This is a genomic window from Klebsiella sp. 7-CIP_Kleb., from assembly GCF_050378655.1.
GTDB classification, from domain to species: domain Bacteria; phylum Pseudomonadota; class Gammaproteobacteria; order Enterobacterales; family Enterobacteriaceae; genus Klebsiella; species Klebsiella quasipneumoniae.
Genome location: NZ_JBNRLJ010000006.1, coordinates 105,859 through 129,726, shown reverse-complemented (window position 1 = coordinate 129,726; position 23,868 = coordinate 105,859). Strand labels below are relative to the sequence as shown.

The 23,868-nt window shown below is 60.4% G+C and carries 23 protein-coding genes; 15 read left to right on the top strand and 8 right to left on the bottom strand.

The features are described from left to right. From arnC to arnF, 6 genes are read left to right on the top strand one after another with little or no spacing between them, the layout of a single operon-like run. Positions 1-984 carry an undecaprenyl-phosphate 4-deoxy-4-formamido-L-arabinose transferase gene (gene arnC / locus ACQUTI_RS19590; RefSeq protein ID WP_004202077.1) on the top strand — a complete coding sequence of 328 codons (984 nt, stop codon included), beginning with the start codon at positions 1-3 and terminating at the stop codon, positions 982-984. Further along, entirely contained in the window at positions 981-2,966 is a 1,986-nt protein-coding gene (gene arnA / locus ACQUTI_RS19585; protein WP_428923344.1) for a bifunctional UDP-4-amino-4-deoxy-L-arabinose formyltransferase/UDP-glucuronic acid oxidase ArnA, read from the top strand. The genes arnC and arnA overlap by 4 nt, the downstream gene beginning before the upstream one ends. Further along, on the top strand, positions 2,963-3,865 hold the full coding sequence (arnD, locus tag ACQUTI_RS19580; RefSeq protein WP_004202080.1) for a 4-deoxy-4-formamido-L-arabinose-phosphoundecaprenol deformylase: 903 nt from the start codon (positions 2,963-2,965) through the stop codon (positions 3,863-3,865). Before arnA ends, arnD begins: the two co-directional genes overlap by 4 nt. Further along, positions 3,865-5,520, top strand: a complete 1,656-nt coding sequence (gene arnT / locus ACQUTI_RS19575) for a lipid IV(A) 4-amino-4-deoxy-L-arabinosyltransferase (protein WP_004202082.1) — start codon at positions 3,865-3,867, stop codon at positions 5,518-5,520. The genes arnD and arnT overlap by 1 nt, the downstream gene beginning before the upstream one ends. Next, positions 5,517-5,855, top strand: a complete 339-nt coding sequence (gene arnE, locus ACQUTI_RS19570) for a 4-amino-4-deoxy-L-arabinose-phosphoundecaprenol flippase subunit ArnE (RefSeq protein ID WP_004202083.1) — start codon at positions 5,517-5,519, stop codon at positions 5,853-5,855. The genes arnT and arnE overlap by 4 nt, the downstream gene beginning before the upstream one ends. Continuing rightward, positions 5,855-6,235, top strand: a complete 381-nt coding sequence (gene arnF, locus ACQUTI_RS19565; protein WP_023319275.1) for a 4-amino-4-deoxy-L-arabinose-phosphoundecaprenol flippase subunit ArnF — start codon at positions 5,855-5,857, stop codon at positions 6,233-6,235. Before arnE ends, arnF begins: the two co-directional genes overlap by 1 nt. On the opposite strand, the gene ACQUTI_RS19560 is transcribed toward arnF, so the two are convergent. Further along, entirely contained in the window at positions 6,232-7,281 is a 1,050-nt protein-coding gene (locus ACQUTI_RS19560; RefSeq protein WP_004202085.1) for an AI-2E family transporter, read from the bottom strand. The two genes, arnF and ACQUTI_RS19560, sit on opposite strands and share 4 nt — an antisense overlap. Before the next feature lie 133 nt (positions 7,282-7,414). Between ACQUTI_RS19560 and ACQUTI_RS19555 the strand changes: the two genes are divergently transcribed. Next, positions 7,415-8,635: an MFS transporter gene (locus tag ACQUTI_RS19555; RefSeq protein ID WP_122542139.1), complete on the top strand. Its 1,221-nt coding sequence runs from the start codon at positions 7,415-7,417 to the stop codon at positions 8,633-8,635. Here ACQUTI_RS19555 and ACQUTI_RS19550 read toward each other — a convergent pair whose 3' ends face one another. Both ACQUTI_RS19550 and ACQUTI_RS19545 read right to left on the bottom strand, forming a co-directional pair. Beyond that, entirely contained in the window at positions 8,636-9,193 is a 558-nt protein-coding gene (locus ACQUTI_RS19550) for a DcrB family lipoprotein (protein WP_017899984.1), read from the bottom strand. A gap of 73 nt (positions 9,194-9,266) precedes the next feature. Then, a complete protein-coding gene (locus ACQUTI_RS19545) occupies positions 9,267-9,932 on the bottom strand; it encodes a 7-cyano-7-deazaguanine/7-aminomethyl-7-deazaguanine transporter (protein ID WP_004202088.1) in 666 nt (221 codons plus the stop codon). Positions 9,933-10,138: 206 nt separating this feature from the next. On the opposite strand from ACQUTI_RS19545, the gene tusA reads away from it, so the two are divergent. After that, positions 10,139-10,384 (top strand): sulfurtransferase TusA, encoded by a 246-nt coding sequence (tusA, locus tag ACQUTI_RS19540; RefSeq protein WP_002920858.1) that lies wholly within the window; start codon positions 10,139-10,141, stop codon positions 10,382-10,384. Positions 10,385-10,574: 190 nt separating this feature from the next. Here tusA and zntA read toward each other — a convergent pair whose 3' ends face one another. After that, positions 10,575-12,785, bottom strand: coding sequence for a Zn(II)/Cd(II)/Pb(II) translocating P-type ATPase ZntA (gene zntA, locus ACQUTI_RS19535; protein WP_062914634.1), 2,211 nt, complete (start codon positions 12,783-12,785; stop codon positions 10,575-10,577). 78 nt (positions 12,786-12,863) lie between these two features. Next, positions 12,864-13,490: a lysoplasmalogenase gene (locus ACQUTI_RS19530; protein WP_004202090.1), complete on the bottom strand. Its 627-nt coding sequence runs from the start codon at positions 13,488-13,490 to the stop codon at positions 12,864-12,866. Positions 13,491-13,640: 150 nt separating this feature from the next. On the opposite strand from ACQUTI_RS19530, the gene ACQUTI_RS19525 reads away from it, so the two are divergent. Further along, positions 13,641-13,991, top strand: a complete 351-nt coding sequence (locus ACQUTI_RS19525) for a DUF2500 domain-containing protein (RefSeq protein WP_025999214.1) — start codon at positions 13,641-13,643, stop codon at positions 13,989-13,991. A 13-nt stretch (positions 13,992-14,004) separates the two neighbouring features. Here the strand turns inward: ACQUTI_RS19525 and ACQUTI_RS19520 are convergent, their stop codons facing one another. Together ACQUTI_RS19520 and rsmD are read right to left on the bottom strand one after the other, a co-directional pair. After that, a complete protein-coding gene (locus tag ACQUTI_RS19520; protein WP_004202092.1) occupies positions 14,005-14,280 on the bottom strand; it encodes a DUF1145 family protein in 276 nt (91 codons plus the stop codon). Then, positions 14,270-14,866, bottom strand: a complete 597-nt coding sequence (gene rsmD / locus ACQUTI_RS19515) for a 16S rRNA (guanine(966)-N(2))-methyltransferase (RefSeq protein ID WP_017899982.1) — start codon at positions 14,864-14,866, stop codon at positions 14,270-14,272. The genes ACQUTI_RS19520 and rsmD overlap by 11 nt, the downstream gene beginning before the upstream one ends. Before the next feature lie 182 nt (positions 14,867-15,048). Between rsmD and ftsY the strand changes: the two genes are divergently transcribed. The 4 genes from ftsY (at position 15,049) to rpoH (ending at position 19,414) form a co-directional block, all read left to right on the top strand. Next, positions 15,049-16,572 carry a signal recognition particle-docking protein FtsY gene (gene ftsY / locus ACQUTI_RS19510; protein WP_122542142.1) on the top strand — a complete coding sequence of 508 codons (1,524 nt, stop codon included), beginning with the start codon at positions 15,049-15,051 and terminating at the stop codon, positions 16,570-16,572. A 2-nt stretch (positions 16,573-16,574) separates the two neighbouring features. Next, positions 16,575-17,243 (top strand): cell division ATP-binding protein FtsE, encoded by a 669-nt coding sequence (ftsE, locus tag ACQUTI_RS19505; protein ID WP_004202097.1) that lies wholly within the window; start codon positions 16,575-16,577, stop codon positions 17,241-17,243. After that, the gene (ftsX, locus tag ACQUTI_RS19500; protein WP_002920816.1) at positions 17,236-18,291 is read left to right on the top strand and encodes a permease-like cell division protein FtsX; all 1,056 of its coding nucleotides are present in this window, start codon (positions 17,236-17,238) and stop codon (positions 18,289-18,291) included. The genes ftsE and ftsX overlap by 8 nt, the downstream gene beginning before the upstream one ends. Before the next feature lie 268 nt (positions 18,292-18,559). Continuing rightward, positions 18,560-19,414, top strand: coding sequence for an RNA polymerase sigma factor RpoH (rpoH, locus tag ACQUTI_RS19495; protein ID WP_002920815.1), 855 nt, complete (start codon positions 18,560-18,562; stop codon positions 19,412-19,414). Between the two features lie 45 nt (positions 19,415-19,459). Here rpoH and ACQUTI_RS19490 read toward each other — a convergent pair whose 3' ends face one another. Further along, on the bottom strand, positions 19,460-20,983 hold the full coding sequence (locus tag ACQUTI_RS19490; protein ID WP_428923343.1) for a PLP-dependent aminotransferase family protein: 1,524 nt from the start codon (positions 20,981-20,983) through the stop codon (positions 19,460-19,462). A gap of 118 nt (positions 20,984-21,101) precedes the next feature. Between ACQUTI_RS19490 and ACQUTI_RS19485 the strand changes: the two genes are divergently transcribed. Together ACQUTI_RS19485 and ACQUTI_RS19480 are read left to right on the top strand one after the other, a co-directional pair. Continuing rightward, a complete protein-coding gene (locus ACQUTI_RS19485; protein WP_004202103.1) occupies positions 21,102-22,367 on the top strand; it encodes a 4-aminobutyrate--2-oxoglutarate transaminase in 1,266 nt (421 codons plus the stop codon). 147 nt (positions 22,368-22,514) lie between these two features. Further along, entirely contained in the window at positions 22,515-23,759 is a 1,245-nt protein-coding gene (locus tag ACQUTI_RS19480; protein ID WP_017899980.1) for an aromatic amino acid transport family protein, read from the top strand. Positions 23,760-23,868: the final 109 nt, after the last annotated feature.

Genomic DNA, 23,868 nt, shown 5'->3' with positions numbered 1-23,868 from the left:
ATGCTTACTTACCCTCCCGTGAAGAAGGTCTCGGTGGTTATTCCGGTTTATAACGAACAGGATAGCCTGCCGGAGCTGCTTCGTCGTACGGATACCGCCTGCGCCACGCTGGGGCGGCAATATGAAATTCTGCTGATCGACGATGGCAGCAGCGACGATTCCGCGCGCATGCTCACCGAAGCTGCCGAGGCGGAAGGCAGTCACGTCGTCGCCGTGCTGTTAAACCGTAACTACGGGCAGCACTCGGCGATCATGGCCGGTTTCAGCCATGTAACCGGCGATTTAATCATTACGCTTGACGCCGACCTGCAAAACCCGCCGGAAGAGATCCCGCGGTTGGTAGAGAAGGCGGATGAAGGCTACGACGTGGTGGGCACCGTTCGCCAGAACCGTCAGGACAGCATCTTCCGCAAAACCGCGTCGAAGATGATCAACCGCCTGATCCAGCGCACCACCGGCAAAGCGATGGGCGACTACGGCTGCATGCTGCGCGCTTACCGCCGCCATATCATCGACGCCATGCTCAACTGCCATGAGCGCAGCACCTTTATCCCGATCCTGGCGAATACCTTCGCCCGGCGCGCGGTGGAGATCCCGGTGATGCACGCCGAGCGCGAATTCGGCGACTCCAAATACAGCTTTATGCGCCTGATCAACCTGATGTACGACCTGGTGACCTGTCTGACCACCACGCCGCTGCGTCTGCTCAGCATTTTCGGCAGCGTGATAGCCCTGCTGGGCTTCGCCTTTGGCCTGATGCTGGTGGTGCTGCGTCTGGCCTTTGGCCCGCAGTGGGCGGCGGAAGGGGTATTTATGCTCTTCGCCGTGCTGTTTATGTTCATCGGCGCTCAGTTTATCGGGATGGGCCTGCTCGGGGAGTATATCGGACGCATCTATAACGACGTGCGTGCGCGTCCCCGCTACTTTATTCAACGTGTTGTTCGCCAGCCGGAAACGGCATCTAAAGAGGAAGATCGTTCATGAAAGCCGTAGTCTTCGCTTATCACGATATGGGCTGCACCGGTATCCAGGCTCTGCTGGACGCTGGATATGATATCGCTGCTATTTTCACCCACCCGGATAACCCTGGCGAAAACCATTTCTTTGGCTCCGTGGCGCGCCTTGCCGCCGAGCAGGGCATTCCGGTGTGGGCGCCGGAAGACGTGAACCATCCGCTGTGGATTGAGCGTATCCGCGAGATGAAGCCGGACGTGCTGTTCTCCTTCTACTACCGCAACCTGCTGGGCGATGAGATCCTCAGTCTTGCGCCGAAAGGGGCGTTTAACCTACACGGTTCGCTGCTGCCGAAATATCGCGGCCGCGCGCCGCTGAACTGGGTACTGGTCAATGGCGAAAGCGAAACCGGCGTGACGCTGCACCGGATGGTGAACCGCGCGGATGCCGGCGATATCGTCGCTCAGCAAACCGTGGCGATTGGCCCGGATGACGCCGCCCTGACGCTGCACCGCAAGCTGTGCGCTGCCGCCACTGAGCTGCTGAGCCAGGCGTTGCCGGCGATCCTCGCCGGAACCACCGATGAACGTCCGCAGGATCACAGCCAGGCGACCTATGTGGGACGGCGCACCCCGGAAGATGGCCGCCTCGACTGGGAGCAGCCGGCGCAGACGCTGCACAATCTGGTGCGCGCGGTCTCCGATCCGTGGCCGGGGGCCTTCGGCTACGCTGGCGCGAACAAATTTATTGTCTGGAAATCCCGTGTACGCAGTGATCTACCTGCAGCCAAACCGGGCACCGTTATCTCCGTTGCACCGCTGATCGTGGCGTGCCAGGAAGGGGCGCTGGAGATTGTCACCGGCCAGACCGAACGCGGCGTGTACATGCAGGGCGCCCAGCTGGCGCAGGCGCTGGGCCTGGTGTCCGGGGCGGTGATCAGCAGCAAACCGGTGGTGGCGGTTAAGCGTCGTACCCGGGTGCTGATCCTCGGCGTCAATGGCTTTATCGGTAACCATCTGACCGAACGCCTGCTGCAGGACGACAACTATGAGATTTACGGCCTGGATATCGGCTCCGACGCCATCAACCGTTTCCTCGACTGCCCGCGTTTTCACTTCGTGGAAGGCGATATCAGCATTCACTCCGAGTGGATCGAATATCACATTAAGAAATGCGACGTGGTGCTGCCGCTGGTAGCTATCGCCACCCCTATCGAGTACACCCGCAACCCGCTGCGCGTGTTCGAGCTGGATTTCGAAGAGAACCTGAAGATCATCCGCGATTGCGTGAAATACAATAAGCGCATCATCTTCCCGTCGACCTCTGAAGTGTACGGCATGTGCACCGACAAAAACTTCGACGAAGATACTTCCAACCTGGTGGTCGGGCCGATCAACAAACAGCGCTGGATCTACTCGGTCTCCAAGCAGCTGCTGGACCGCGTGATCTGGGCCTACGGCGATAAGAATGGCCTGAAGTTCACCCTGTTCCGTCCGTTCAACTGGATGGGGCCGCGTCTGGATAACCTCAACGCCGCGCGTATCGGCAGCTCCCGCGCCATCACCCAGCTGATCCTCAACCTGGTGGAAGGCTCGCCGATCAAGCTCATCGAAGGCGGTAAGCAGAAGCGCTGCTTCACCGACATCAGCGACGGTATCGAAGCGCTGTTCCGCATCATCGAGAACAAAGACGGCCGCTGCGACGGGCAGATCATCAACATCGGTAACCCGGATAACGAAGCGAGCATCAAAGAGCTGGCGGAGATGCTGCTGGCCTGCTTCGAACGCCATCCGCTGCGCGATCGCTTCCCGCCGTTTGCCGGCTTCCGCGAAGTGGAAAGCAGCGACTACTACGGCAAGGGCTATCAGGACGTTGAGCATCGCAAACCGAGCATCCGCAACGCCAAACGCTGCCTGAACTGGGAGCCGAAGGTGGAGATGGAAGAGACCGTTGAGCATACGCTGGACTTCTTCCTGCGCACGGTAGAACTGGTGGACGCTAAACATCCATGAAACAGGTCGGCTTACGCATAGATGTCGATACTTTTCGCGGGACGCGGGACGGTGTTCCGCGGCTGCTGGACCTGCTAGGCCAGCACGGGATTCAGGCAAGCTTCTTCTTCAGCGTCGGGCCGGACAATATGGGGCGTCACCTGTGGCGCCTGGTAAAACCGAAGTTTCTGTGGAAGATGCTGCGTTCCAGAGCGGCTTCGCTGTACGGCTGGGATATTCTGCTGGCCGGCACCGCGTGGCCGGGACGCCGCATCGGCGCGGGGAACGAGGCGGTGATCCGTGCGACCGCCGAGTCTCATGAAGTGGGCCTGCACGCCTGGGACCACTACAGCTGGCAGGCGTGGAGCGGCGTCTGGCCGCAGGAACGGCTGACGCTGGAGGTCGAGCGTGGCCTGCTGGAGCTCGAGCGCATCATCGGCCGCCCGGTCACCTGTTCGGCCGTTGCCGGCTGGCGCGCCGATCAGCGGGTGGTGAAAGCCAAAGAATCCTTCGATTTTCTCTACAACAGCGACTGTCGCGGCACGCGGCCGTTTCTGCCCCAGCTCGGCAGCGGCGTCTCTGGTACGGTGCAGATCCCGGTCACGTTGCCGACCTGGGACGAGGCGGTGGGCACGGCGGTGGATATCGCCGGCTTTAACCGCTATCTCCTCGACTGCATCCATCGCGACCCTGGCGTGCCGGTCTATACCATTCACGCCGAAGTGGAAGGTATTGCCTATGCCGATCAGTTCGATGAACTGCTGACCATGGCGGCGGAAGAAGAAATTCAGTTTTGCCCACTGAGCCAGCTGCTGCCCGCTGACTTTAGCGAGCTGCCGTCCGGCAAAGTGGTTCGGGGTGAACTGGCTGGCCGGGAAGGCTGGCTCGGACGTGAACAATTACTGACTTCGGGTGTTTGATGAAAAGCATTCGCTATGGCGTCTCTCTGATTGCGCTGTTTGCGCTGTATTACCTGCTGCCGCTCAATTTCCGTTTGCTCTGGCAACCCGATGAAACACGCTATGCGGAGATCAGCCGTGAAATGCTGGCCACCGGCGACTGGGTGGTGCCGCATTTTCTCGGGCTGCGCTACTTCGAAAAGCCGATTGCCGGTTACTGGATCAACAGTGTCGGCCAGTGGCTGTTTGGCCATAATAACTTCGGCGTACGCTTCGGGTCGGTCTTCGCCATCACCATGACCGCCGTGCTGGTGGCCTGGCTGGCGTGGCGCATCTTTCGCGATAAGCGGGTAGCCGTCCTGTCGCCAGTGATTTTTCTCACCGCGATGCTGGTGTATGCGATTGGTACCTATGCGGTGCTGGACCCGATGATCACCCTGTGGCTGGCGCTGGCGATGTGCAGCTTCTGGGGCGCGACGCAGGCGCAGAGCCGCGGCGGCAAAATACTGGGTTACGTGCTGTTGGGCGTCGCCTGCGGTATGGGGGTGATGACCAAAGGTTTCCTTGCGCTGGCGGTGCCGGTGGTGGGCGTTTTGCCGTGGGTGATCGCCCGTAAACGCTGGCGTGAAGTGCTGACCTACGGTTGGCTGGCGGTGGTCGTCTGTACGCTGGTGGTGCTGCCCTGGGGGCTGGCTATCGCCCAGCGCGAGCCGGACTTCTGGCGCTATTTCTTCTGGGTCGAGCATATTCAGCGTTTCGCCGAAAAAGACGCCCAGCATAAAGCGCCATTCTGGTACTACATCCCATTCCTGATCGCCGGCAGCTTGCCGTGGCTGGCCCTGCTGCCAGGGGCGCTGAAGCGCGGCTGGCGTGAGCGCGATGAGGCCCGCGGCGCGCTGTATCTGCTCGGTTGGGTGGCGATGCCGTTCCTGTTCTTCAGTATTGCTAAAGGCAAACTGCCGACCTATATCCTGCCGTGCTTTGCGCCGCTGTCGATCCTGATGGCCCGCTACGCGCTGGAGGCGGCGAAGACCGGCGCGAAAGCGCTGCGCATCAATGGGATGATCAACCTGGGCTTTGGCCTGCTGGGGCTGATCGCCGTGCTGGTGGTCTCGCCCTGGGGCGTGATGCACAAGCCGGTGTGGACCAAGATTGAGCTGTATAAATGTCTGCTGGCGGCCATCGCCTTCGCCGTCTGGGCGCTGATGGGCTGGTTGGCGATGAAAGACGCTGGCCGCCGTTGGAGCCTGGCGGCGCTTTGCCCGCTTGGCCTGGCGCTGCTGGTGGGCTTCGCCATTCCGGACCGGGTTATCGACAGCAAACAGCCGCAGTTCCTCGTGGATATCGTCAGCGAATCCCTGCAGCCCAGCCGTTACGTCCTGACGAACAACGTCGGGATCGCCGGCGGCCTGGCCTGGGAGCTGAAGCGAAGCGATATTATTATGTTCGACAAACAGGGTGAGCTGAAGTACGGTCTCGACTGGCCGGACGCTCAGGGAAGCTTTGTCAGCCAGGCCGGGTTTGCCGACTGGTTGGCCACGCACCGTCAGCAGGGGCCGGTCTCGCTGGTGCTGTTGATGGATAAAGGAGAGAGTATGGTCGACTTACCGTTACCGAAACCCGATAACGCCTATGAGCTGGGTCGGGTGGTCTTCCTTCAGTACCTGCCGCAATGAGCGTCTGGATCTGTCTGGTTTTCGCCAGCCTGCTGAGCTGCGCCGGACAGCTGTGCCAGAAACAGGCGACCCGCCCGTCCCGTCGCGGACGGCGGAGTCGCCATATACTCTTCTGGCTGGGGATGGCGCTGCTATGCCTCGGCTGCGGCATGCTGCTGTGGCTGAGCGTCCTGCAGTCTATTCCGGTGAGCATCGCCTATCCGATGCTGAGCCTGAACTTCGTCTGGGTCACCCTCGCGGGCTGGGGCATCTGGCATGAGCCGGTCGCTCGCCGCCACTGGTTTGGCGTCGGGTTGATCGTCGTGGGCATTGTCATTCTGGGGACCAGCGTTTGATGGGCTTTCTCTGGGCATTATTCAGCGTCGGCCTTGTCAGCGCCGCGCAGCTGCTGCTGCGCAGCGCCATGGTGGCCTTGCCGCCGCTGACCGATATTCTGGCCTTTCTCCAGCATCTGCTGCATTTCGAGCCTGGTACCTTCGGCCTGTTTTTCGGCCTGCTGGGCTACCTGTTGTCAATGGTCTGCTGGTACTTTGCCCTCCACCGTCTACCGTTATCAAAAGCGTATGCGCTGTTGAGCCTGAGCTATATCCTGGTGTGGGCTGCCGCCATCTGGCTGCCCGGCTGGCATGAGCCGTTCTACTGGCAATCGCTGCTGGGCGTGGCGATTATCGTCGCCGGCGTATTGACCATCTTCTGGCCGGTGAAACGCCGCTAGCCGGGGAGCCGGCTTTTGGGACGCCCCGGGCCGAGCAGGATCGCCAGCTTGCTGCCCCCGACGGTGGTCTCCATCCAGATTTTACAGACGCTGGTTAACGGCACCGAGAGCAGCATTCCCACCGGCCCCAGCAGCCAGCCCCAGACCAGCAGCGACAGGAACACCACCAGGGTCGACATCCCCAGCCGGTGGCCCATCATGCGCGGCTCCACCATGTTGCCCAGCACCATATGCACCACCAGAAACAGCGCCCCGACCAGCAGGCACTCATAGATGCCGCTGAACAGCAGCGCCTGCAGCATGGGTGGGATGGCGGAGATGGCGGAGCCGATATTCGGCACATAGTTCAGCAGGAATGCCAGCACCCCCCACATCAGCGCGAACTGCACCCCCATCGCCAGCAGCCCCAGCCAGACAATCAGCCCGGTCCACAGGCTGATCAGCGTTTTCAAAGCCAGATAGTGGGTAACGCCTTTCAGCGCCCGGTGCAGCCCGGCGATATGCAGGCGAGGGTTATTGAGGGCAAAACGCAGTTTGTAGGGCAGGTGGCGAACCTCAAAAAGCATAAAGATCACCGTCATCACCAGCAGCACAATGCTGGCCATCGCCCCGGAAAGCTGGGTCATCAGCGTTGTGGCCCAGGTCATCAGCCGTTCTGAATCCATACGCCGCAGCATGCGCTCCGGATTGATATGCAGGTTGAGAAAGGGGAGATACTCCTGGAGCTGGACGATCTTACGCGTCAGGGCGCGGTTGAAATCGGGCAGCATGGCGACAAAGTCATTGAGCGACGCCGCCAGCACGCCAAGCAGCGCGGTGAGCATCACCAGCATTGCCGTCACCACCAGGGTAATGGCGAACGGGCGCCGCACCCCGCGGCGAATGAACCAGGTGACCAGCGGGTTGAGGACGATAGCGAAAAACAGCGCCAGCAGGAGCTGCACCAGAATATCGGCGGCGGCGTGGATCCCTGCGAGGATAATCACCAGCGCCGCCAGCTTAAGTAAAATATGGAGCCCGGCTTTATCAGCCTGCGGAGGGGACATAGGTATTCCTTTTGTGAGTCGCGCCTGATAAGTGTAGCGGTTCGCCGACTGCCAATATTCTGAAAGGCGAGCTGCTTTTCCGCCGCCAGCGTGGTAATAGTGAAAGCTGGTTGTCGAAATCTGGTGGAACCTGATGCCCGAACCCGTCGCCGAACCGGCGCTCACTGGACTGCGCCTCAATCTGCGGATTGTCTCCGTCGTCATCTTTAACTTTGCCAGCTATCTCACCATCGGCTTGCCGCTGGCGGTGCTTCCCGGCTATGTGCATGATGTAATGGGCTTTAGCGCTTTCTGGGCCGGTCTGGTGATTAGTCTGCAATATTTCGCCACGCTGCTCAGCCGCCCGCACGCCGGGCGCTATGCTGACCTGCTGGGGCCCAAAAAGATCGTTGTCTTCGGCCTCTGCGGCTGCTTTTTAAGCGGCCTGAGCTACCTGCTTGCCGCCTGGAGCAGCGGCTGGCCGCTGGTTAGCCTGCTGCTGCTATGCCTGGGGCGGGTCATTCTCGGCATCGGCCAGAGCTTTGCCGGCACCGGCTCGACGCTGTGGGGCGTCGGCGTTGTTGGGTCGCTGCATATCGGGCGGGTGATCTCGTGGAACGGCATTGTGACCTACGGGGCGATGGCGATGGGCGCCCCGCTCGGCGTGCTGTGCTATTCGTACATTGGCCTCAGCGGCCTGGCCGGGGTCATTATGGCGGTTGCGCTGGCGGCTATCCTCTGCGCGCTGCCCCGCGCAGCGGTGAAGGCGGCGAAAGGCAAAGCAATGTCGTTTCGCGCGGTACTCGGGCGGGTGTGGCCCTACGGCATGGCGCTGGCCCTGGGCTCCGCCGGTTTCGGGGTTATCGCCACCTTTATCACGCTGTTTTATGACGCCAAAGGCTGGGACGGGGCGGCCTTCGCCCTGACGCTGTTCAGCTGCGCGTTCGTTGGCGCGCGGCTGCTGTTTCCCAATGCCATTAACCGCCTCGGCGGGCTGAACGTGGCGATGCTCTGCTTTAGCGTGGAGATCATCGGCCTGCTGCTGGTCGGCTTTGCCGATACGCCGCTGCTGGCGAAAATCGGCACCTTTCTTACCGGGGCCGGGTTCTCACTGGTCTTTCCGGCGCTGGGCGTGGTGGCGGTGAAAGCGGTGCCGCAGCATAACCAGGGGTCGGCGCTGGCCACCTATACCGTGTTTATGGATTTGTCGTTAGGCGTCACCGGGCCGCTGGCCGGCTTGCTGATGGCGTGGACCGGGATCCCGGTGATATATCTGGCGGCGGCAGGTCTGGTGATGGCGGCGCTGCTGCTGGGCTGGCGGTTAAAAAAACGGCCCCCGGGTGGCGAACCGGAGGCCGTCGCACCAGGCCAGTAATTACTGGATGGTGAGGGTGCTGATGATGCTTTCCGCTTCGGTCTGCGCCTGCTGCTGGTTGTCCGCCGGCAGGGTGACCTGCAGGGTCAGCAGTTTGTCATCCACTTTGCCGAGCAGTACGGAAGACCACGCGGTCTGCCCCTTGGCGGAGATGATGCTGTCCAGCTGCTGCAGGGTATGACCTTTGATCTCCAGCGACTTATTGCTCACCACCTGCAGCTGCGGGTCGCGGCTACGCTGCTGATCTTCCAGGCGTTTCGCCAGCACCGCCAGGTCTTCATTGGTGCTGTCGCCGACGATGACGATGACTGCTTTCTGGCCGGTGGCGTCAGAATAGACGTGCATGTTGTTCGCCTGAGTACCCAGTTTGCCGCTCTGGTCGGCCATGCCCGCAGGCAGGGTGAAGCTCAGCTTGCCATCCAGCAGGCTGATTGCCTGGCCGCTGGCATTGCTCTCCGCTGCTGCGCCAACGGTTGGCGCTTTTGAATCGCTGTTATCGCAGGCGGCAAGCCCCATCACCAGCAGGCCAATACCGACATATTTAACCAAATTGCGCATTGACATCTTCCTTTCGATAAACGGCCACTAATGGCTCATCCGGCTATCTTAACACATCAGCCCGCGAGTACCTTTAACTCGGCTGCAATGCCGACAAATCAGATTTATCCGCCAGCCTTTTCAACAGCATATTTAACAGAACGCCGTACATCGGCAGGAAGAAAATGATGCTGATAAGCACTTTAAAGCTGTAGTCGACGAGGGCGATCTCCCCCCAGTGAGCGGCCATAAACGGATCCGGGCTGCGCCAGAAGGCGATGAAGAAGAACGCTACGGTATCGCTGATGTTGCCGAACAGCGTCGAGGCGGTGGGGGCCAGCCACCAGTGACGGCTCTGCCGCAGGCGGTTGAAGACGTGGACGTCAAGGATCTGCCCCAGCGCATAGGCCATAAAGCTGGCGATGGCGATGCGCGCGACGAAAAGATTAAAGGTGCCCAGCGCGGCGAAGCCCTGCCACTCGCCCATGTAAAACAGGGCGGAGATGGCGTAGGAGATGACCAGCGCCGGGACCATCACCGCAAAAATAATACGTCGCGCCAGCGGTGCGCCAAAAATTCGCACCGTCAGATCGGTGGCGAGGAAGATAAACGGAAAACTGAACGCGCCCCAGGTGGTATGGAAACCAAAGATGGAGATCGGCAGCTGAACCAGATAGTTGCTGGAGGTAATCACCAGCAGATGAAATAGCGAAAGCCAGACGAGCGCTTTTTTGCGCTGTACGGTAGTAAACGGATTCATATTGTGACCTTTTTATGCCCGTCATGCTTCAGGTAAATGAGCAATCGGCAGCGGAACGTTGGGGTGAGGGAACCCAATTAAAAACGGCTGCATGATACTGCGTTGCCGGCGTAATGCAATGGTTGTTTTTCGCGCAAACGTTAACCTGGCTTGCGTACTGGCGAGCAGGGGGTAAACTAGGGCCGTTTTGTTGACGTGAGACTAAAATGAGCGAACTTTTCTCCACTCCTGACCACACTCTGGATGCCCTGGGACTCCGCTGCCCGGAGCCGGTCATGATGGTGCGTAAAACCGTGCGGACGATGCCGGTGGGCGAGACGCTGCTGATTATTGCTGACGATCCGGCCACCACCCGCGATATCCCGGGATTCTGCCGCTTTATGGAGCATGAGCTGGTGGCCCAGGAAACCGAAGCCCTGCCGTACCGCTACCTGATCCGCAAAAGCCACTGAGCCTCTCCCGGATGGCGGCGCGCAGCGCCTTATCCGGGCTACCCGACGGTCCGGAACCGTAGCCCTGCTAAGCGTAGCGCGAGCAGGGAATACCCCGGATGGCGGCGCGTAGCGCCTTATCCGGGCTACCCGACGGTCTGGAACCGTAGCCCTGCTAAGCGTAGCGCGAGCAGGGAAGCCGGTATCTATGCTACAACTTCTTACGCAATAACCGCAGCGCGTTAGCCGTTACCAGCACGGTGGCGCCGGTATCCGCCAGCACCGCCAGCCACAGACCGGTCAGGCCGAGCAGGGTGGTGACAAGGAAAATCCCCTTCAGCCCTAAGGCAATCGCGATGTTCTGGCGGATATTGGCGTGAGTCGCCCGCGCCAGGGAAATCATCTGCGCCAGGCCGGTCAGACGGTTGTGGGTCAGCGCGGCGTCGGCAGTCTCCAGCGCCACGTCGGTACCGCTGCCCATGGCGATGCCGATGGTCGCCGCTTTCATCGCCGGGGCGTCGTTGATGCCGTCGCCGACCATCGCCAGCGGCGCATCGGCATTCAACGCCATCACCGCTTCGACTTTGTCCGCCGGCAGCAGGCCGGCGCGGAATTCCAGCCCCAGTTCGCTGGCGATGGCCGCCGCGGCGCGCGGGTTATCCCCGGTGAGGATCACCCCCTGCACCCCCAGCTGGTGTAAGGCATCCACTGCCTGACGCGCGTCGTCGCGCAGGGTGTCGCGCAGCGCCAGGATGCCGAGAAGCGTCTCGCCGCGCATGACCAGCACCACCGTTTGCCCGGCGCTCTCCAGCTGCTGGATCTGCGCCTCATGCTCTGCCGGGGCGGCTTTGCTGGCCGCGCAGATTAAAATCCGGCTGCCGTTGACCTCGGCTTCGATACCGGAACCTGCCAGCGCCCGCTGGCCGCTGGCCAGCGGAATGCTCAGCTGGCGCCGCTGCGCTTCGCGGACGATGGCCTGCGCCAACGGATGGCTGGAGCCTTGCTCCACCGCCGCCGCCAGCGCCAGCAGCGCGTTGTCGTCATTCTCAGCCGTGGTGATGACCGAGGTCACCTGCGGCTGCCCGACGGTCAGGGTGCCGGTTTTATCGAACGCCACCTGGCGCACCTGGCCCAGCTGTTCCAGCGCCGCGCCGCCTTTGATCAGCGCCCCGCGTCGGGCGGCGACCGCCAGGCCGGAGGTGATGGCCGCCGGGGTGGAGATGACCAGCGCGCACGGGCAGCCGATCAACAGCAGCGTTAAGCCTTTATAGATCCATGGCAGCCAGGCGCTGGCGAAGAACAGCGGCGGGACAATGGCCACCAACAGGGCCACCACCATAATGGCCGGAGTGTAGATCCGGCTGAAGCGGTCGATAAAACGCTCGATCGGCGCCCGACGTTCCTCCGCCTCTTCAATCAGCTTCAGGATGCGGTCGATGGCGCTGTCGCCCGGTTCGGAGATCACGGTCAGCTGCACCAGGCGGTCGACGCTGGTGGCGCCCGCCGCTACCCGTTCTCCGGCCTGGCGCTCCACCGGCACCGACTCGCCGGTCAGGGCGCTTTCATCAAAGCTGGCAAACGGCGACAGCAGTTGTCCATCCGCCGGCAGACGCCCGCCGGCAGCCACTTCAATCACATCTCCGGGGCGCAGGTCACGCTGGGCGACGGTTTCCCGCACGCCGTTGCGCAGACGGATGGCGGTGTCGGGCTTCAGCGCCATCAGCGCGCTCACGCCCTGCCGCGCGCGGCTGGCGGCCCAGCCTTCGAGACGCTCGCCGATCAGGAACAGTAGCAGGACCATCGCCGCTTCCGCGGTGGCGCCGATAAACAGCGCCCCGATGGCGGCGACGCTCATCAGCGTTTCAATGGCGAACCAGCTCCCGCTTTTGATCAGGCGCAGCGCCTGACGGGCAACCGGCCACAGGCCGACCAGGGTGGTGGCAACAAAGGCTAACTGACCGGCGGGGTGGTTGGCCTGCTCCAGCCCCCAGCTCAGGGCCATCATAATGACCAGCGTCAGCAACGGTAAATTGTCGCGCAGCCGCGAGCCCTGCGTTTTCTCTGACGCGGAGGCATCGGCATCGCGCAGCGTATAGCCTGCCTGACGTACCGCCTGCTCAACCTGAGCGCGAACGTCGCCTTCGGCGTTAACCAATAATTTTTCCGTGGCGAACAGCACCTGAACCTGACTGACGCCGGGCACCTGACGAACCGCCGTTTCCACCTTGCGGGCGCAGGCGGCGCAGTCCATGCCGGCAACCTGCCAGCTGTAGCGGGCGTCGCTAAGCGCTTCGGCGGCTGGTGCGGTCTCTGCGGCGCAGGCGTGGTCTGTGCAGCAGCTCTCCGCCGGGGCGGGCGCTGGCCGCATGGTGAATGACGAGAATTGTGGGACTTTTTTATCCTGCGCGTCTGGAGTCGACATGGCACCCTCCGGTAAATGATAATTTTCTCATTAGCCGTAGGATACACTCTGGAGTCGACTCCAGAGTCAAGGACTAAATTACAGGTACAGTGCGCGCACGATGAGGAAGTGGCCGGCAAAGTAAAACGCGGCGGCAATGGCGTTATCGGCGCGGAAACGGCGACGATAGTGACTTACCAGCCACACGGCATTGCTCAGCAGCAGCAGAGCGGCGCCGGCGAAACCGGACAGCGCGGTGTCGGTAGGGCGGGCAAACCATAGCTCACCGGCCAGCCAGACCATCACCAGCGTCATGCCGATAAAGGTCAGCACCGGCATTTTCATCTCTTCCAGGCGGCTCCAGATCACCGCCATCAGCAGGGCGCCGAATACCAGCAGCACCAGCGGCAGCGGCCAGAAGAACGACAGCGTCAGCTGGCTGGCAAACCAGATGGTATACAGCAGATGCGACAGGAAGAAGGCGCCCACCGCGTACATCACCCGCTGACGCGGCAGCAGGGTGAGGGCGTCGCCGAGCAGCGAGGCGCACAGGCCAGCCAGCACCAGGTAGCTGATGGCATTGAACATCGGCGCCTGCCAGGCCAGCAACAGCAACAGAATCAGGGTGACAGGTTTAAATACCCAGCGTCGCCAGGCCGGCCCGCGATAGGATGCATCGACATAAAGCCATGCGGAGAAACAGACAGCAATAAATGACCAAAGCATAGTAAGTCCCTGTATCTGTTATCATAAAGAAAGTTACGGATGCGTGAAGCTACCACTCAGTGTAGTGGTTTGGCGCAGCAGATGACAATGTTATTCCAGTCGCAGTATGCTGATTCCTGATATTTTTTATGGGTAACCTTAATGAGTAAAATGCCGCTCTTTTTTGTTCTGGTCGTCGCGGTGATTGTGGTGGCGGCTTCGTTTCGCTATGTGCAGCAGCGCCGCGAAAAACTGGCGAACGACGCCGCGCCGGTGTTGCAAAAGCGGGTGATCGTCAGCAATAAGCGGGAAAAAGTGATTAACGATCGGCGTTCGCGCCAGCAGACGGTGACGCCTGCGGGCAGCGAGATGCGCTATGAAGCGAGCTTTCGCCCTGAGAGCGGCGGGCTGGAGGTGGTGTTTCGCCTTGACGCGCCGCAGTATCATGCGCTGAGCGTCGGCGATCGCGGGATGTTGAGTTATAAGGGCACAGCGTTCGTGGCGTTTACGCCCGATCCCTGAGCCCTTGTCAGGACTATTTCTTCAGCGTCGCCTTCAGTTTTTTCTGCCAGGCGACGAGCTCAAACACGCCGAAGATAAAAATGCGGATTTGCTCAAAGCGGCCCAGCGGCGGGGCATCTTTCGGCTGCGTCGCCTTGAGCAGCGTCAGCTGCAGGCCATGCATCAGGATCATAAAAATCAGCGCGACGTTGACGAAGATATTCAGCGGCTTCGGGAAGGGCTGAAACAGATTCAATAACAGAAAGGCCCAGACGCACAGCATCAGCAGGCGGCCTAAATTAATCAGCATGGTGCTCTCCTTGGGCCTCACGTTGGTAAAGACGGTACGCGACCTGTCCGGCCACTTTTTCACGATACAGATGCCAGTTTGCCGGTACCGGCGGTAAACCGTTTTCGACTTCGCTTTCGACGTACACCAGGGCCTCATCGGCCAGCCAGCCCTGCGTTTCCAGCAGGCGCAGCGTCTCCTCCAGCAGCCCCTGACGGAACGGTGGGTCGACGAATACGATCTCATGCGGCGTGCCCGGTTGGCTCAGGAAGCTGAGGGTGTTGGTCGCGATCACCTTGCCGCGATCCGCTTTCAGGGTGGCCAGGTTTTTTTGCAACTGCTGAGCGACGCCGCGCTCCATCTCCAGTAGCGTAGTGCTGGCCGCATAGCGGGACAGCGCCTCAAGCCCCAGCGCGCCGCTGCCGGCAAAGCAGTCGAGGCAGTGCGCGTCAACGATGGACGGCGCCAGCCAGTTAAAAAGGGTTTCGCGAACCCGGTCGGTGGTCGGCCGCAGGCCCGGGCTCTCCGGCACCGGTAATTTACGGCCGCGCCATTGCCCGCCGATGATGCGGATCTGACCGCTGCCCGCGTGGTTTGGTTTTTTCATCTCTCTGCTCAAGTCTCAACTTCCGGCCTGCTATTCTAGCGATCGACGGCGGTTGACGAAACCTTAATCCGGGGGCGGTGCTGCGAGTTAAGTTAAGTGATAGACTATCCAACTAATTTCATCATTTTTTCAGCTTCTGATGAAGCTGCGCCATGAATAAACAGCGAGGAGTGTGGTCGCAAATGGCAAAAGAGAAAAAACGTGGCTTCTTTTCCTGGCTGGGCTTTGGACAGAAAGAACAGGCACAGGAAACCGAGACTGAACAAAAAATAGAAGAACAACAAGCGGTTGCCGATGAGACACCGGCGGCGGAAACCCCTGCCGAGCCGAGCGCGCCGAAAGCGGACCCGGAGGCGTTTGCCGAAGAGGTCGTCGACGTCACCGAGACGGTGGTCGAAAACGAAAAGGCCCACCTTGCGGAGCCTGCCAGCGCGCAGGAAGAAGAGTGGGTGGAAGCGCCTGCTCTGACCGAAGAAGCGCCTGTTGTTGAACCGGAGCCCGCGGTCAGCGAACCGGTTGAACAGCCTGCGGTGGTTGAGTCGCTGGCGGAAGAGGTTATCGCCGAACCGGTGGCGGCGGAGGTCGTGGCTGAGCAGCCTGTAGAGGATGCTGTTGCCCAGCCGCAGGAGACGGAAGCGCCGGAAGAGGACGCGCCGTTAAGCGATGAAGAGCTGGAAGCGCAGGCGCTGGCGGCCGAGGCGGCAGAAGAGGCGGCGGTGGTGGTGCCGGCGCCAGAAGACGAGGCGCCGGTGGAAGAACTGGCCCAGGAGCAGGAAAAACCGACGAAAGAAGGCTTTTTTGCCCGCCTAAAACGTAGTCTTCTGAAAACAAAAGAAAATCTCGGTTCCGGATTTATCAGCCTGTTCCGCGGTAAGAAGATCGACGACGATCTGTTTGAAGAGCTGGAAGAGCAGCTGCTGATCGCTGATGTCGGGGTGGAGACCACCCGCAAGATCATTACTAACCTCACTGAGGGCGCCAGCCGTAAGCAGCTGCGCGATGCGGAGGCGCTGTACGGCCTGCTGAAAGAAGAGATGGGTGAGATTCTCGCCAAAGTGGATGCGCCGCTGAACGTTGAAGGCAAAACGCCATTTGTTATTCTGATGGTCGGCGTGAACGGGGTGGGGAAAACCACCACCATCGGCAAGCTGGCGCGTCAGTTTGAGCAGCAGGGCAAAACGGTGATGCTGGCGGCGGGGGATACCTTCCGTGCGGCGGCGGTAGAACAGTTGCAGGTCTGGGGGCAGCGTAACAATATCCCGGTGATCGCCCAGCACACCGGCGCCGATTCCGCTTCGGTGATTTTCGACGCCATTCAGGCGGCGAAGGCGCGCCATGTTGATGTGCTGATTGCCGATACCGCCGGGCGTCTGCAGAATAAATCGCACCTGATGGAAGAGCTGAAGAAGATCGTCCGGGTGATGAAAAAGCTGGACGTCGACGCGCCGCATGAGGTGATGTTAACCATCGACGCCAGCACCGGGCAGAATGCGATTAGCCAGGCCAAACTGTTCCATGAGGCGGTAGGTTTGACCGGGATCACCCTGACCAAGCTGGATGGCACCGCCAAAGGCGGCGTGATCTTCTCGGTGGCCGACCAGTTCGGCATTCCGATTCGCTATATTGGCGTCGGCGAGCGTATTGAGGATCTGCGTCCGTTTAATGCGGGCGACTTTATTGAGGCACTTTTTGCCCGAGAGGATTAAGAATGATTCGCTTTGAACAAGTCAGCAAAGCCTATCTCGGTGGGAGACAAGCGCTGCAGGGGGTGAACTTCCACCTGCAGCCGGGCGAGATGGCGTTTCTGACCGGCCACTCCGGCGCAGGGAAAAGTACCCTGCTGAAGCTTATCTGTGGTATCGAACGGCCCAGCGCCGGCAAAATCTTCTTCAGCGGTCATGAAATCAGCCGCCTGAAGAGCCGTGAGGTGCCGTTCCTGCGCCGCCAGATCGGCATGATTTTCCAGGACCACCATTTGCTGATGGATCGCACCGTGTATGACAACGTGGCGATCCCGCTGATTATCGCCGGCGCCAGCGGCGATGACATTCGTCGCCGCGTCTCGGCGGCGCTGGACAAGGTCGGGCTGCTGGACAAAGCGAAGAACTTTCCGATTCAGCTCTCCGGCGGTGAGCAGCAGCGCGTGGGGATCGCTCGCGCGGTGGTCAACAAGCCGGCGGTACTGCTGGCAGATGAACCGACCGGTAACCTCGACGAGGCGCTCTCGGAGGGGATTTTACGTCTGTTTGAAGAGTTTAACCGCGTCGGGGTGACGGTACTGATGGCCACGCACGATCTGGGGCTTATCTCCAGCCGTCCGTACCGCGTGCTGACGCTCAGCGACGGCCATCTGCATGGAGGCATTCGGGGTGAATAAGCGCGACGCAATGAACCAAATCCGCCAGTTCGGCAGCAAGTTCGATCGCCTGCGCAACGCGGCGGGCGGCGGCGGCGGCGGGCGCAATGCGCCAAAACGGCCGAAAGCGGCGCCTAACCCGGCCTCGCGTAAGAGCAACGTGTTCAACGAGCAGGTGCGCTACGCCTGGCACGGCGCGCTCCAGGATTTAAAAAGCACACCGCTGGCCACCTTCCTGACGGTGATGGTTATCGCCATCTCGTTGACCCTGCCAAGCGTCTGCTACATGGTCTACAAAAACGTCAGCAGCGCGGCGTCACAGTACTATCCCTCGCCGCAGATCACCGTGTATCTGGAAAAAACGCTGGATGACGACGCCGCGGCGCGGGTGGTAGGTCAGCTGCAGGCGGAGCAGGGCGTCGACAAGGTGAACTATTTGTCACGTGACGAGGCATTGGGTGAATTCCGTAACTGGTCCGGCTTTGGCGGCGCCCTGGATATGCTGGAAGAGAACCCGCTGCCGGCGGTCGCCATCGTGGTGCCGAAGCTGGATTTCCAGAGCACGGAAGCGCTGAACACCCTGCGCGATCGGGTATCGCGGATCCAGGGGGTCGATGAGGTGCGGATGGACGACAGCTGGTTTGCCCGCCTCTCCTCGCTCACCGGGCTGGTGGGCCGCGTGTCGGCGATGATTGGCGTGCTGATGGTGGCGGCGGTGTTCCTGGTGATCGGCAACAGCGTGCGCCTGAGCATCTTCGCCCGCCGCGATACCATTAACGTGCAGAAACTGATCGGCGCCACCGACGGCTTTATCCTGCGTCCGTTCCTCTACGGCGGGGCGATGCTGGGCTTCTCCGGCGCGTTTTTATCGCTGATCCTGTCGGAGATTCTGGTGATGCGTCTCTCGTCGGCAGTGACCGAAGTGGCGAAGGTGTTCGGCACCCAGTTTGAGCTAAGCGGCTTAGGCTTTGACGAGTGTCTGCTGATGCTGATCGTCTGCTCGATGATCGGCTGGGTAGCCGCCTGGCTGGCGACAGTGCAACATTTACGTCACTTTACTCCCGATTAAAAAAAGCGTGATATAATCTTTCCCTGCTGCAATGAGTTCCTGTTCGCAGGGAAAGATACGCAAGCTTGTTCTCCTTTTCCTGCCCTCACTTTTTCATCGTGGTGTCACATTTTGTGCGTAATTTATTCACACCGTTGCATGGAACTTGTGGATAAAATCACTGTCTGATACTAATGTGAGTGATATTCTCGTTGCTCATGAATGCTGGCATGCTTGTTGCCTGATGGGGACAAGACCACGTCAGAAGATATCAATTGAGAGGATTTGAATGACCAAAGAAATGCAAACTTTAGCTTTAGCCCCCGTTGGTAACCTGGAATCGTATATCCGGGCCGCTAACACTTGGCCGATGCTGTCGGCTGATGAAGAGCGGGAGCTTGCTGAAAAGCTGCATTACCAGGGCGATCTGGAAGCAGCGAAAAAGCTGATTCTGTCTCACCTGCGCTTTGTTGTTCACATTGCTCGTAACTACTCGGGCTATGGCCTGCCGCAGGCGGATCTGATCCAGGAAGGCAATATCGGCCTAATGAAAGCCGTGCGTCGCTTCAACCCGGAAGTGGGTGTGCGCCTGGTCTCCTTCGCCGTGCACTGGATTAAAGCCGAAATTCACGAATACGTGCTGCGCAACTGGCGTATCGTGAAGGTCGCTACCACCAAAGCACAGCGTAAGCTGTTCTTTAACCTGCGTAAAACCAAGCAGCGTCTGGGTTGGTTCAACCAGGATGAAGTGGAAATGGTGGCCCGTGAGCTGGGCGTGTCGAGCAAAGACGTCCGCGAGATGGAATCCCGCATGGCGGCCCAGGACATGACGTTCGACATGTCGTCGGACGATGAATCCGACAGCCAGCCGATGGCGCCGGTCCTGTATCTGCAGGACAAAACGTCAAACTTTGCCGATGGCATCGAAGACGATAACTGGGAAGAACAGGCGGCGAATAAGCTGACTGACGCGATGCAGGGCCTGGACGAGCGTAGCCAGGATATCATCCGCGCCCGCTGGCTGGACGAAGACAACAAGTCCACGCTGCAGGAGCTGGCTGACCGCTACGGCGTCTCCGCAGAGCGCGTGCGTCAGCTGGAAAAGAACGCCATGAAAAAACTGCGTGCGGCGATCGAAGCCTGATACGCCACCCCTGCCTGACGCCAGGCAACCCGATAACGCCCCGCCTCAGGTTGGGGCGTTTTGTTTTTCTGCGCCATCCATGGGCCGCAGCACCTCTGGACAGTGCGTCCGCAGGCAGCCGATCAGCACGCTGAATGCCGACGCCATCTGCTCCTCGGGCTGGCTGGCAAATCCCATCAATAATCCTTTCTTACGCGCCGCCGTCAGGTAGTAGCGCGAGAGCGGCCGCACCAGAATGTGGCGCGCATTGGCCTCGCGGGCGATCGCCACATCGTCAGCCTCTTCCGGTAAATTGAGGATCAAATGCAGCCCGGCATTATCGCTGAAGTCCGACAGGGCGTCGGGCATACAGTGCCGCTGAATCAGCTCGGTTAAAAAGGCGCGGCGACGGCTGTAGAGCAGGCGCATGCGGCGGATATGGGCCGAGTAGTGGCCAGCGGTAATAAACTCCGCCAGCGCCATCTGGATCAGCGAATGGCCGCCGCGGTAAAGCTCGGCGTGGGCGTGCTTCAGATCTCTGACCAGCGGACGGGGGATCACCACATAGCCCAGACGCAGGCCGGGATAGAGCGTTTTACTGAAGGTGCCGATATAGACCACCGGCGCGTCGGCCACCAGCCCCTGCAGGGCGGGGATGGGCTGGCCGGAAAAGCGAAACTCGCTGTCATAATCATCTTCGACGATCCAGCTCCCCTGCTGGCGGGCGAGCGCCAGCAGCCGCTGACGACGTTCAAGGCTCATCACTGCGCCCAGCGGATACTGGTGAGAGGGGGTGACAAAGATGAGCCGCGGCGCATCGTCAACCGTTTCCGGCGGACACAGGCCGTTGGCATCGACGGTCAGGGGCTCCGCCCGGACGTCGTTCATCGCCAGCAGGTGGCGAATGCCCCAGTAGGAAGGCTCCTCCACCCACGCCAGATCGCCGCTGTCGCACAGCATGCGGGTGACCAGATCGATAGCCTGGTGGATCCCCTCGGTGATAAGAATTTGATCTGCCTGACAGTGGACGCCGCGCGATACCCGCAGATAATCCACCAGCGCCTGCTGCAGCTCCGGGGTACCGCCGTTGCAGCTGTAGCTGAGCCGCTCGGGCTTTGGCCGACGGCTGATGCGCGCCTGGATCTTGCTGAACAGCGGATGGGGAAAGGCGTTAACGTCCGGTACGCCGGGAATAAACGCTCCCCACTGGCGCGGGCTGGCGCTGACCTGGCCGAGCAGGTGCTGGCCGCGGCGTGAAAGATGCGCCGTCGATGTCGCGATGCTGCTGTTTTCCCGCTCACCCTTAGCGGTCAAGGAACTTTCAGAGGCGGTTTGGGCAACGAATGTTCCGCTTCCCCGACGGGAAACCACATATCCTTCCGCCAGTAATTGTTCATAAGTTGTTAATATGGTGTTTCTTGATACGCCGAGTTCTCCCGCCAGGTCCCGCGACGGCGGCAGGCGGCTTTGCGGCGCCAGCGAACCGTCAAGGATCGCGCGGCGAAGCGCGTTGTATAAGCGTTTGTGCAGAAGAGGGTCGCGCTCTTCCTGCAGACGGACCAGCACCAGGTCACCCACCAGCGAACGCAATTGGATCCCTCAGATATTCAAAATTGGTACTCGATTATAGGGCCAACTCCTGTGTAAATAAACGACATCGTTTCTAATTTGTTGCGATAACGTGACATACACGACAGGAGATTCGCAGGTGAAAAGCTCAGAACTGAATCAACGTCGCCAGCAGGCGACGCCGCGCGGCGTAGGCGTAATGTGTAACTACTTTGTCGAGAAGGCGGAGAACGCCACGCTTTGGGATATCGAAGGCAATGAGGTGATCGATTTCGCCGCCGGTATCGCCGTGTTAAATACCGGTCACCGTCATCCGAAGGTGGTCGCCGCGGTCGCTGACCAGCTGCAGGCGTTCACCCACACCGCCTATCAGATTGTGCCGTACGAAAGCTATGTCACGCTGGCGGAACGTATCAACGATCTGGCGCCGATTGACGGGCCGGCAAAAACGGCCTTCTTCACCACCGGCGCGGAAGCGGTCGAGAACGCGGTGAAAATTGCCCGCGCTTACACCGGTCGTCCGGGGCTGATAACTTTCGGCGGCGGTTTCCACGGCCGTACCTTTATGACCATGGCCCTCACCGGTAAGGTCGCACCCTACAAAATCGGCTTCGGGCCGTTCCCGGGCTCGGTGTATCACGGTGTCTACCCGAATGCGGCGCATGGCGTGACCACCGCGGATGCGCTGAAAAGCCTGGAGCGCATTTTCAAAGCGGATATTGCGCCGGATCAGGTCGCGGCCATCATCCTCGAGCCGATCCAGGGGGAAGGCGGCTTTAACGTCGCGCCGGCCGATTTCATGCAGGCGCTGCGCGACCTGTGCGATACCCACGGCATTCTGCTGATCGCCGATGAAGTGCAAACCGGTTTCGCTCGTACCGGCAAGCTGTTCGCCATGCAGCATTATGATGTGAAACCGGATCTGATGACGATGGCGAAAAGCCTCGCCGGCGGTTTCCCGCTGTCGGGCGTCGTTGGTCGCGCCGAGGTAATGGATGCCCCAGCGCCAGGCGGACTGGGCGGGACCTATGCCGGTAACCCGCTGGCGGTGGCCGCGGCGCACGCGGTGCTGGATGTGATTGCCGAAGAGCAGCTGTGCCAGCGCGCTGAGCAGCTGGGTAGCCATCTGCAGGAAGTGCTCAACCAGGCGCGCGCCACCTGTCCGGCGATTGTCGATGTCCGCGGCCGGGGGTCGATGGTGGCAGTGGAGTTTAACGATCCGCAAACTGGCGAGCCGTCGCCGGAGTTCACCCGCCAGGTGCAACAGAAAGCGCAGGAGAACGGCCTGCTGCTGCTGAGCTGCGGCGTCTACGGCAACGTGATCCGCTTCCTCTATCCGCTGACGATTCCGGACGCCCAGTTCTCGAAAGCGCTGGATATTCTGGCGCGCGTACTGAAGAGCTAACGTCTCCCCGGCGGGCTGCGGCGGCAGGGAAGCCGAACAGAAACAGGACGCCGCAGCCGGCTGTTTATGCTCAGCGTGAGTGGTTTATCACCCTGATATCACCTTTTTTCCGGCGGTGAAAACCGCCGGAGTAAAACGGAAAGTATTATGTCTGAAAACTCCACCTTTTCTCCCGTCCTCACCGGCCGGGAACGTACGGCTGTCCCTGCAAAATCTCTGAGCTTCGTCGAAGGGGTATCGATGATTGTCGGTACCAATATTGGCGCGGGTGTCCTCTCTATCGCCTATGCGTCAAGCAAAGCGGGCTTCTTACCGCTGCTGTTCTGGCTGGTGCTGGTGGGCAGCCTGACCACGGTGACCATGCTCTATGTCGCGGAATCCACGCTCCGCACGCGTAAACATCTGCAGCTCAGCGGATTATCAAAGCGCTACGTCGGCGGCTTCGGCGCGCTAATGATGTTCCTCTCCGTCTGCGTCAACAGCGTCGGGGCATTGACGGCTTATATGACCGGCAGCGGCAAGCTGCTGCACTCGCTGTTTGGCATCTCGCCGGCGCTGGGCAGCGTGCTGTTTTTCGTCCCGGCGGCAGGGGTGCTCTATCTGGGGCTGAAGGCGATCGGCCGCGGCGAGAAATTTATCAGCATCGGCATGGTAGTGATGATCTCGGTGCTGGTGATTGCCACGCTGCTGAAAGAGACCACCCGCGTGGGCTATCTGCTCGACGGCAACTGGCTGTATATGGTTCCGGTCTTCAACGTCGTGGCGTTCTGCTTCTCGGCACAGTATATCGTCCCGGAAATGGCGCGGGGCTTCGCCGACAAACCGGAAAAATTGCCTAAAGCCATTATGGTCGGCATGGCGCTGACCTTTACCCTGCTGGCGCTGGTGCCGCTGTCGGTGATCTCGCTTAACGGCCTGGAGAATATTTCGGATGTGGCCACCATCTCCTGGGGCAGGGCGCTTGGCGAATGGGCCTTCTTCTCCGCCAACCTGTTTGCGCTGTGCGCGATGTTGACCTCCTACTGGGGACTGGGCGGCAGCTTCCTGACCAATATCTTCGATCAGTTCCGCCTGGGGAATGACGAACAGCCCGCCCGTCGCCTGATGGTGCTGCTGGTGGTGGCGATCCCGCCGTTCGCGCTGGCCTACAGCGGCATGGTCTCCTTCGTCAACGCGCTCTATTTTGCCGGGGTGTTCAGCGGCGTTATTTTATCGATTATGCCGATCCTGATGCTCAAGGGCGCCCGCCAGCGTGGCGACCTGACGCCGGGCTGGACCTGTCCGGCCTGGATGACCCATCCGCTTATCCAATGCTTCATTGTGTTGTTGTATCTTTGCAGCGCCGTCTACGCGATAGCGTCCGCGGTAGGCTACCTGCCCGCTGGCTGGTAATTAGGGCCTGTTTTGCACCGCGTCCGGTTCATGCTGGCGCGGTTTTTTTATTTGTCACTTATCTGTTACATAGCCCGCAATTTAGTCGTTTCAAATTCCTCAGAATGAC

Coding starts and splice junctions, on each gene's coding strand:
- arnT (WP_004202082.1), top strand. CDS start 3,865: ATGAAAAGCATTCGCTATGGCGTCTCTCTGATTGCGCTGTTTGCGCTG.
- ACQUTI_RS19520 (WP_004202092.1), bottom strand. CDS start 14,280: ATGCTGATTAATTTAGGCCGCCTGCTGATGCTGTGCGTCTGGGCCTTT.
- rsmD (WP_017899982.1), bottom strand. CDS start 14,866: ATGAAAAAACCAAACCACGCGGGCAGCGGTCAGATCCGCATCATCGGC.
- arnE (WP_004202083.1), top strand. CDS start 5,517: ATGAGCGTCTGGATCTGTCTGGTTTTCGCCAGCCTGCTGAGCTGCGCC.
- ACQUTI_RS19560 (WP_004202085.1), bottom strand. CDS start 7,281: ATGTCCCCTCCGCAGGCTGATAAAGCCGGGCTCCATATTTTACTTAAG.
- ACQUTI_RS19480 (WP_017899980.1), top strand. CDS start 22,515: ATGTCTGAAAACTCCACCTTTTCTCCCGTCCTCACCGGCCGGGAACGT.
- arnD (WP_004202080.1), top strand. CDS start 2,963: ATGAAACAGGTCGGCTTACGCATAGATGTCGATACTTTTCGCGGGACG.
- arnC (WP_004202077.1), top strand. CDS start 1: ATGCTTACTTACCCTCCCGTGAAGAAGGTCTCGGTGGTTATTCCGGTT.
- ACQUTI_RS19525 (WP_025999214.1), top strand. CDS start 13,641: ATGCCGCTCTTTTTTGTTCTGGTCGTCGCGGTGATTGTGGTGGCGGCT.
- rpoH (WP_002920815.1), top strand. CDS start 18,560: ATGACCAAAGAAATGCAAACTTTAGCTTTAGCCCCCGTTGGTAACCTG.
- tusA (WP_002920858.1), top strand. CDS start 10,139: ATGAGCGAACTTTTCTCCACTCCTGACCACACTCTGGATGCCCTGGGA.
- ACQUTI_RS19555 (WP_122542139.1), top strand. CDS start 7,415: ATGCCCGAACCCGTCGCCGAACCGGCGCTCACTGGACTGCGCCTCAAT.
- ftsY (WP_122542142.1), top strand. CDS start 15,049: ATGGCAAAAGAGAAAAAACGTGGCTTCTTTTCCTGGCTGGGCTTTGGA.
- ACQUTI_RS19530 (WP_004202090.1), bottom strand. CDS start 13,490: ATGCTTTGGTCATTTATTGCTGTCTGTTTCTCCGCATGGCTTTATGTC.
- arnF (WP_023319275.1), top strand. CDS start 5,855: ATGGGCTTTCTCTGGGCATTATTCAGCGTCGGCCTTGTCAGCGCCGCG.
- arnA (WP_428923344.1), top strand. CDS start 981: ATGAAAGCCGTAGTCTTCGCTTATCACGATATGGGCTGCACCGGTATC.
- ACQUTI_RS19545 (WP_004202088.1), bottom strand. CDS start 9,932: ATGAATCCGTTTACTACCGTACAGCGCAAAAAAGCGCTCGTCTGGCTT.
- zntA (WP_062914634.1), bottom strand. CDS start 12,785: ATGTCGACTCCAGACGCGCAGGATAAAAAAGTCCCACAATTCTCGTCA.
- ACQUTI_RS19550 (WP_017899984.1), bottom strand. CDS start 9,193: ATGCGCAATTTGGTTAAATATGTCGGTATTGGCCTGCTGGTGATGGGG.
- ftsE (WP_004202097.1), top strand. CDS start 16,575: ATGATTCGCTTTGAACAAGTCAGCAAAGCCTATCTCGGTGGGAGACAA.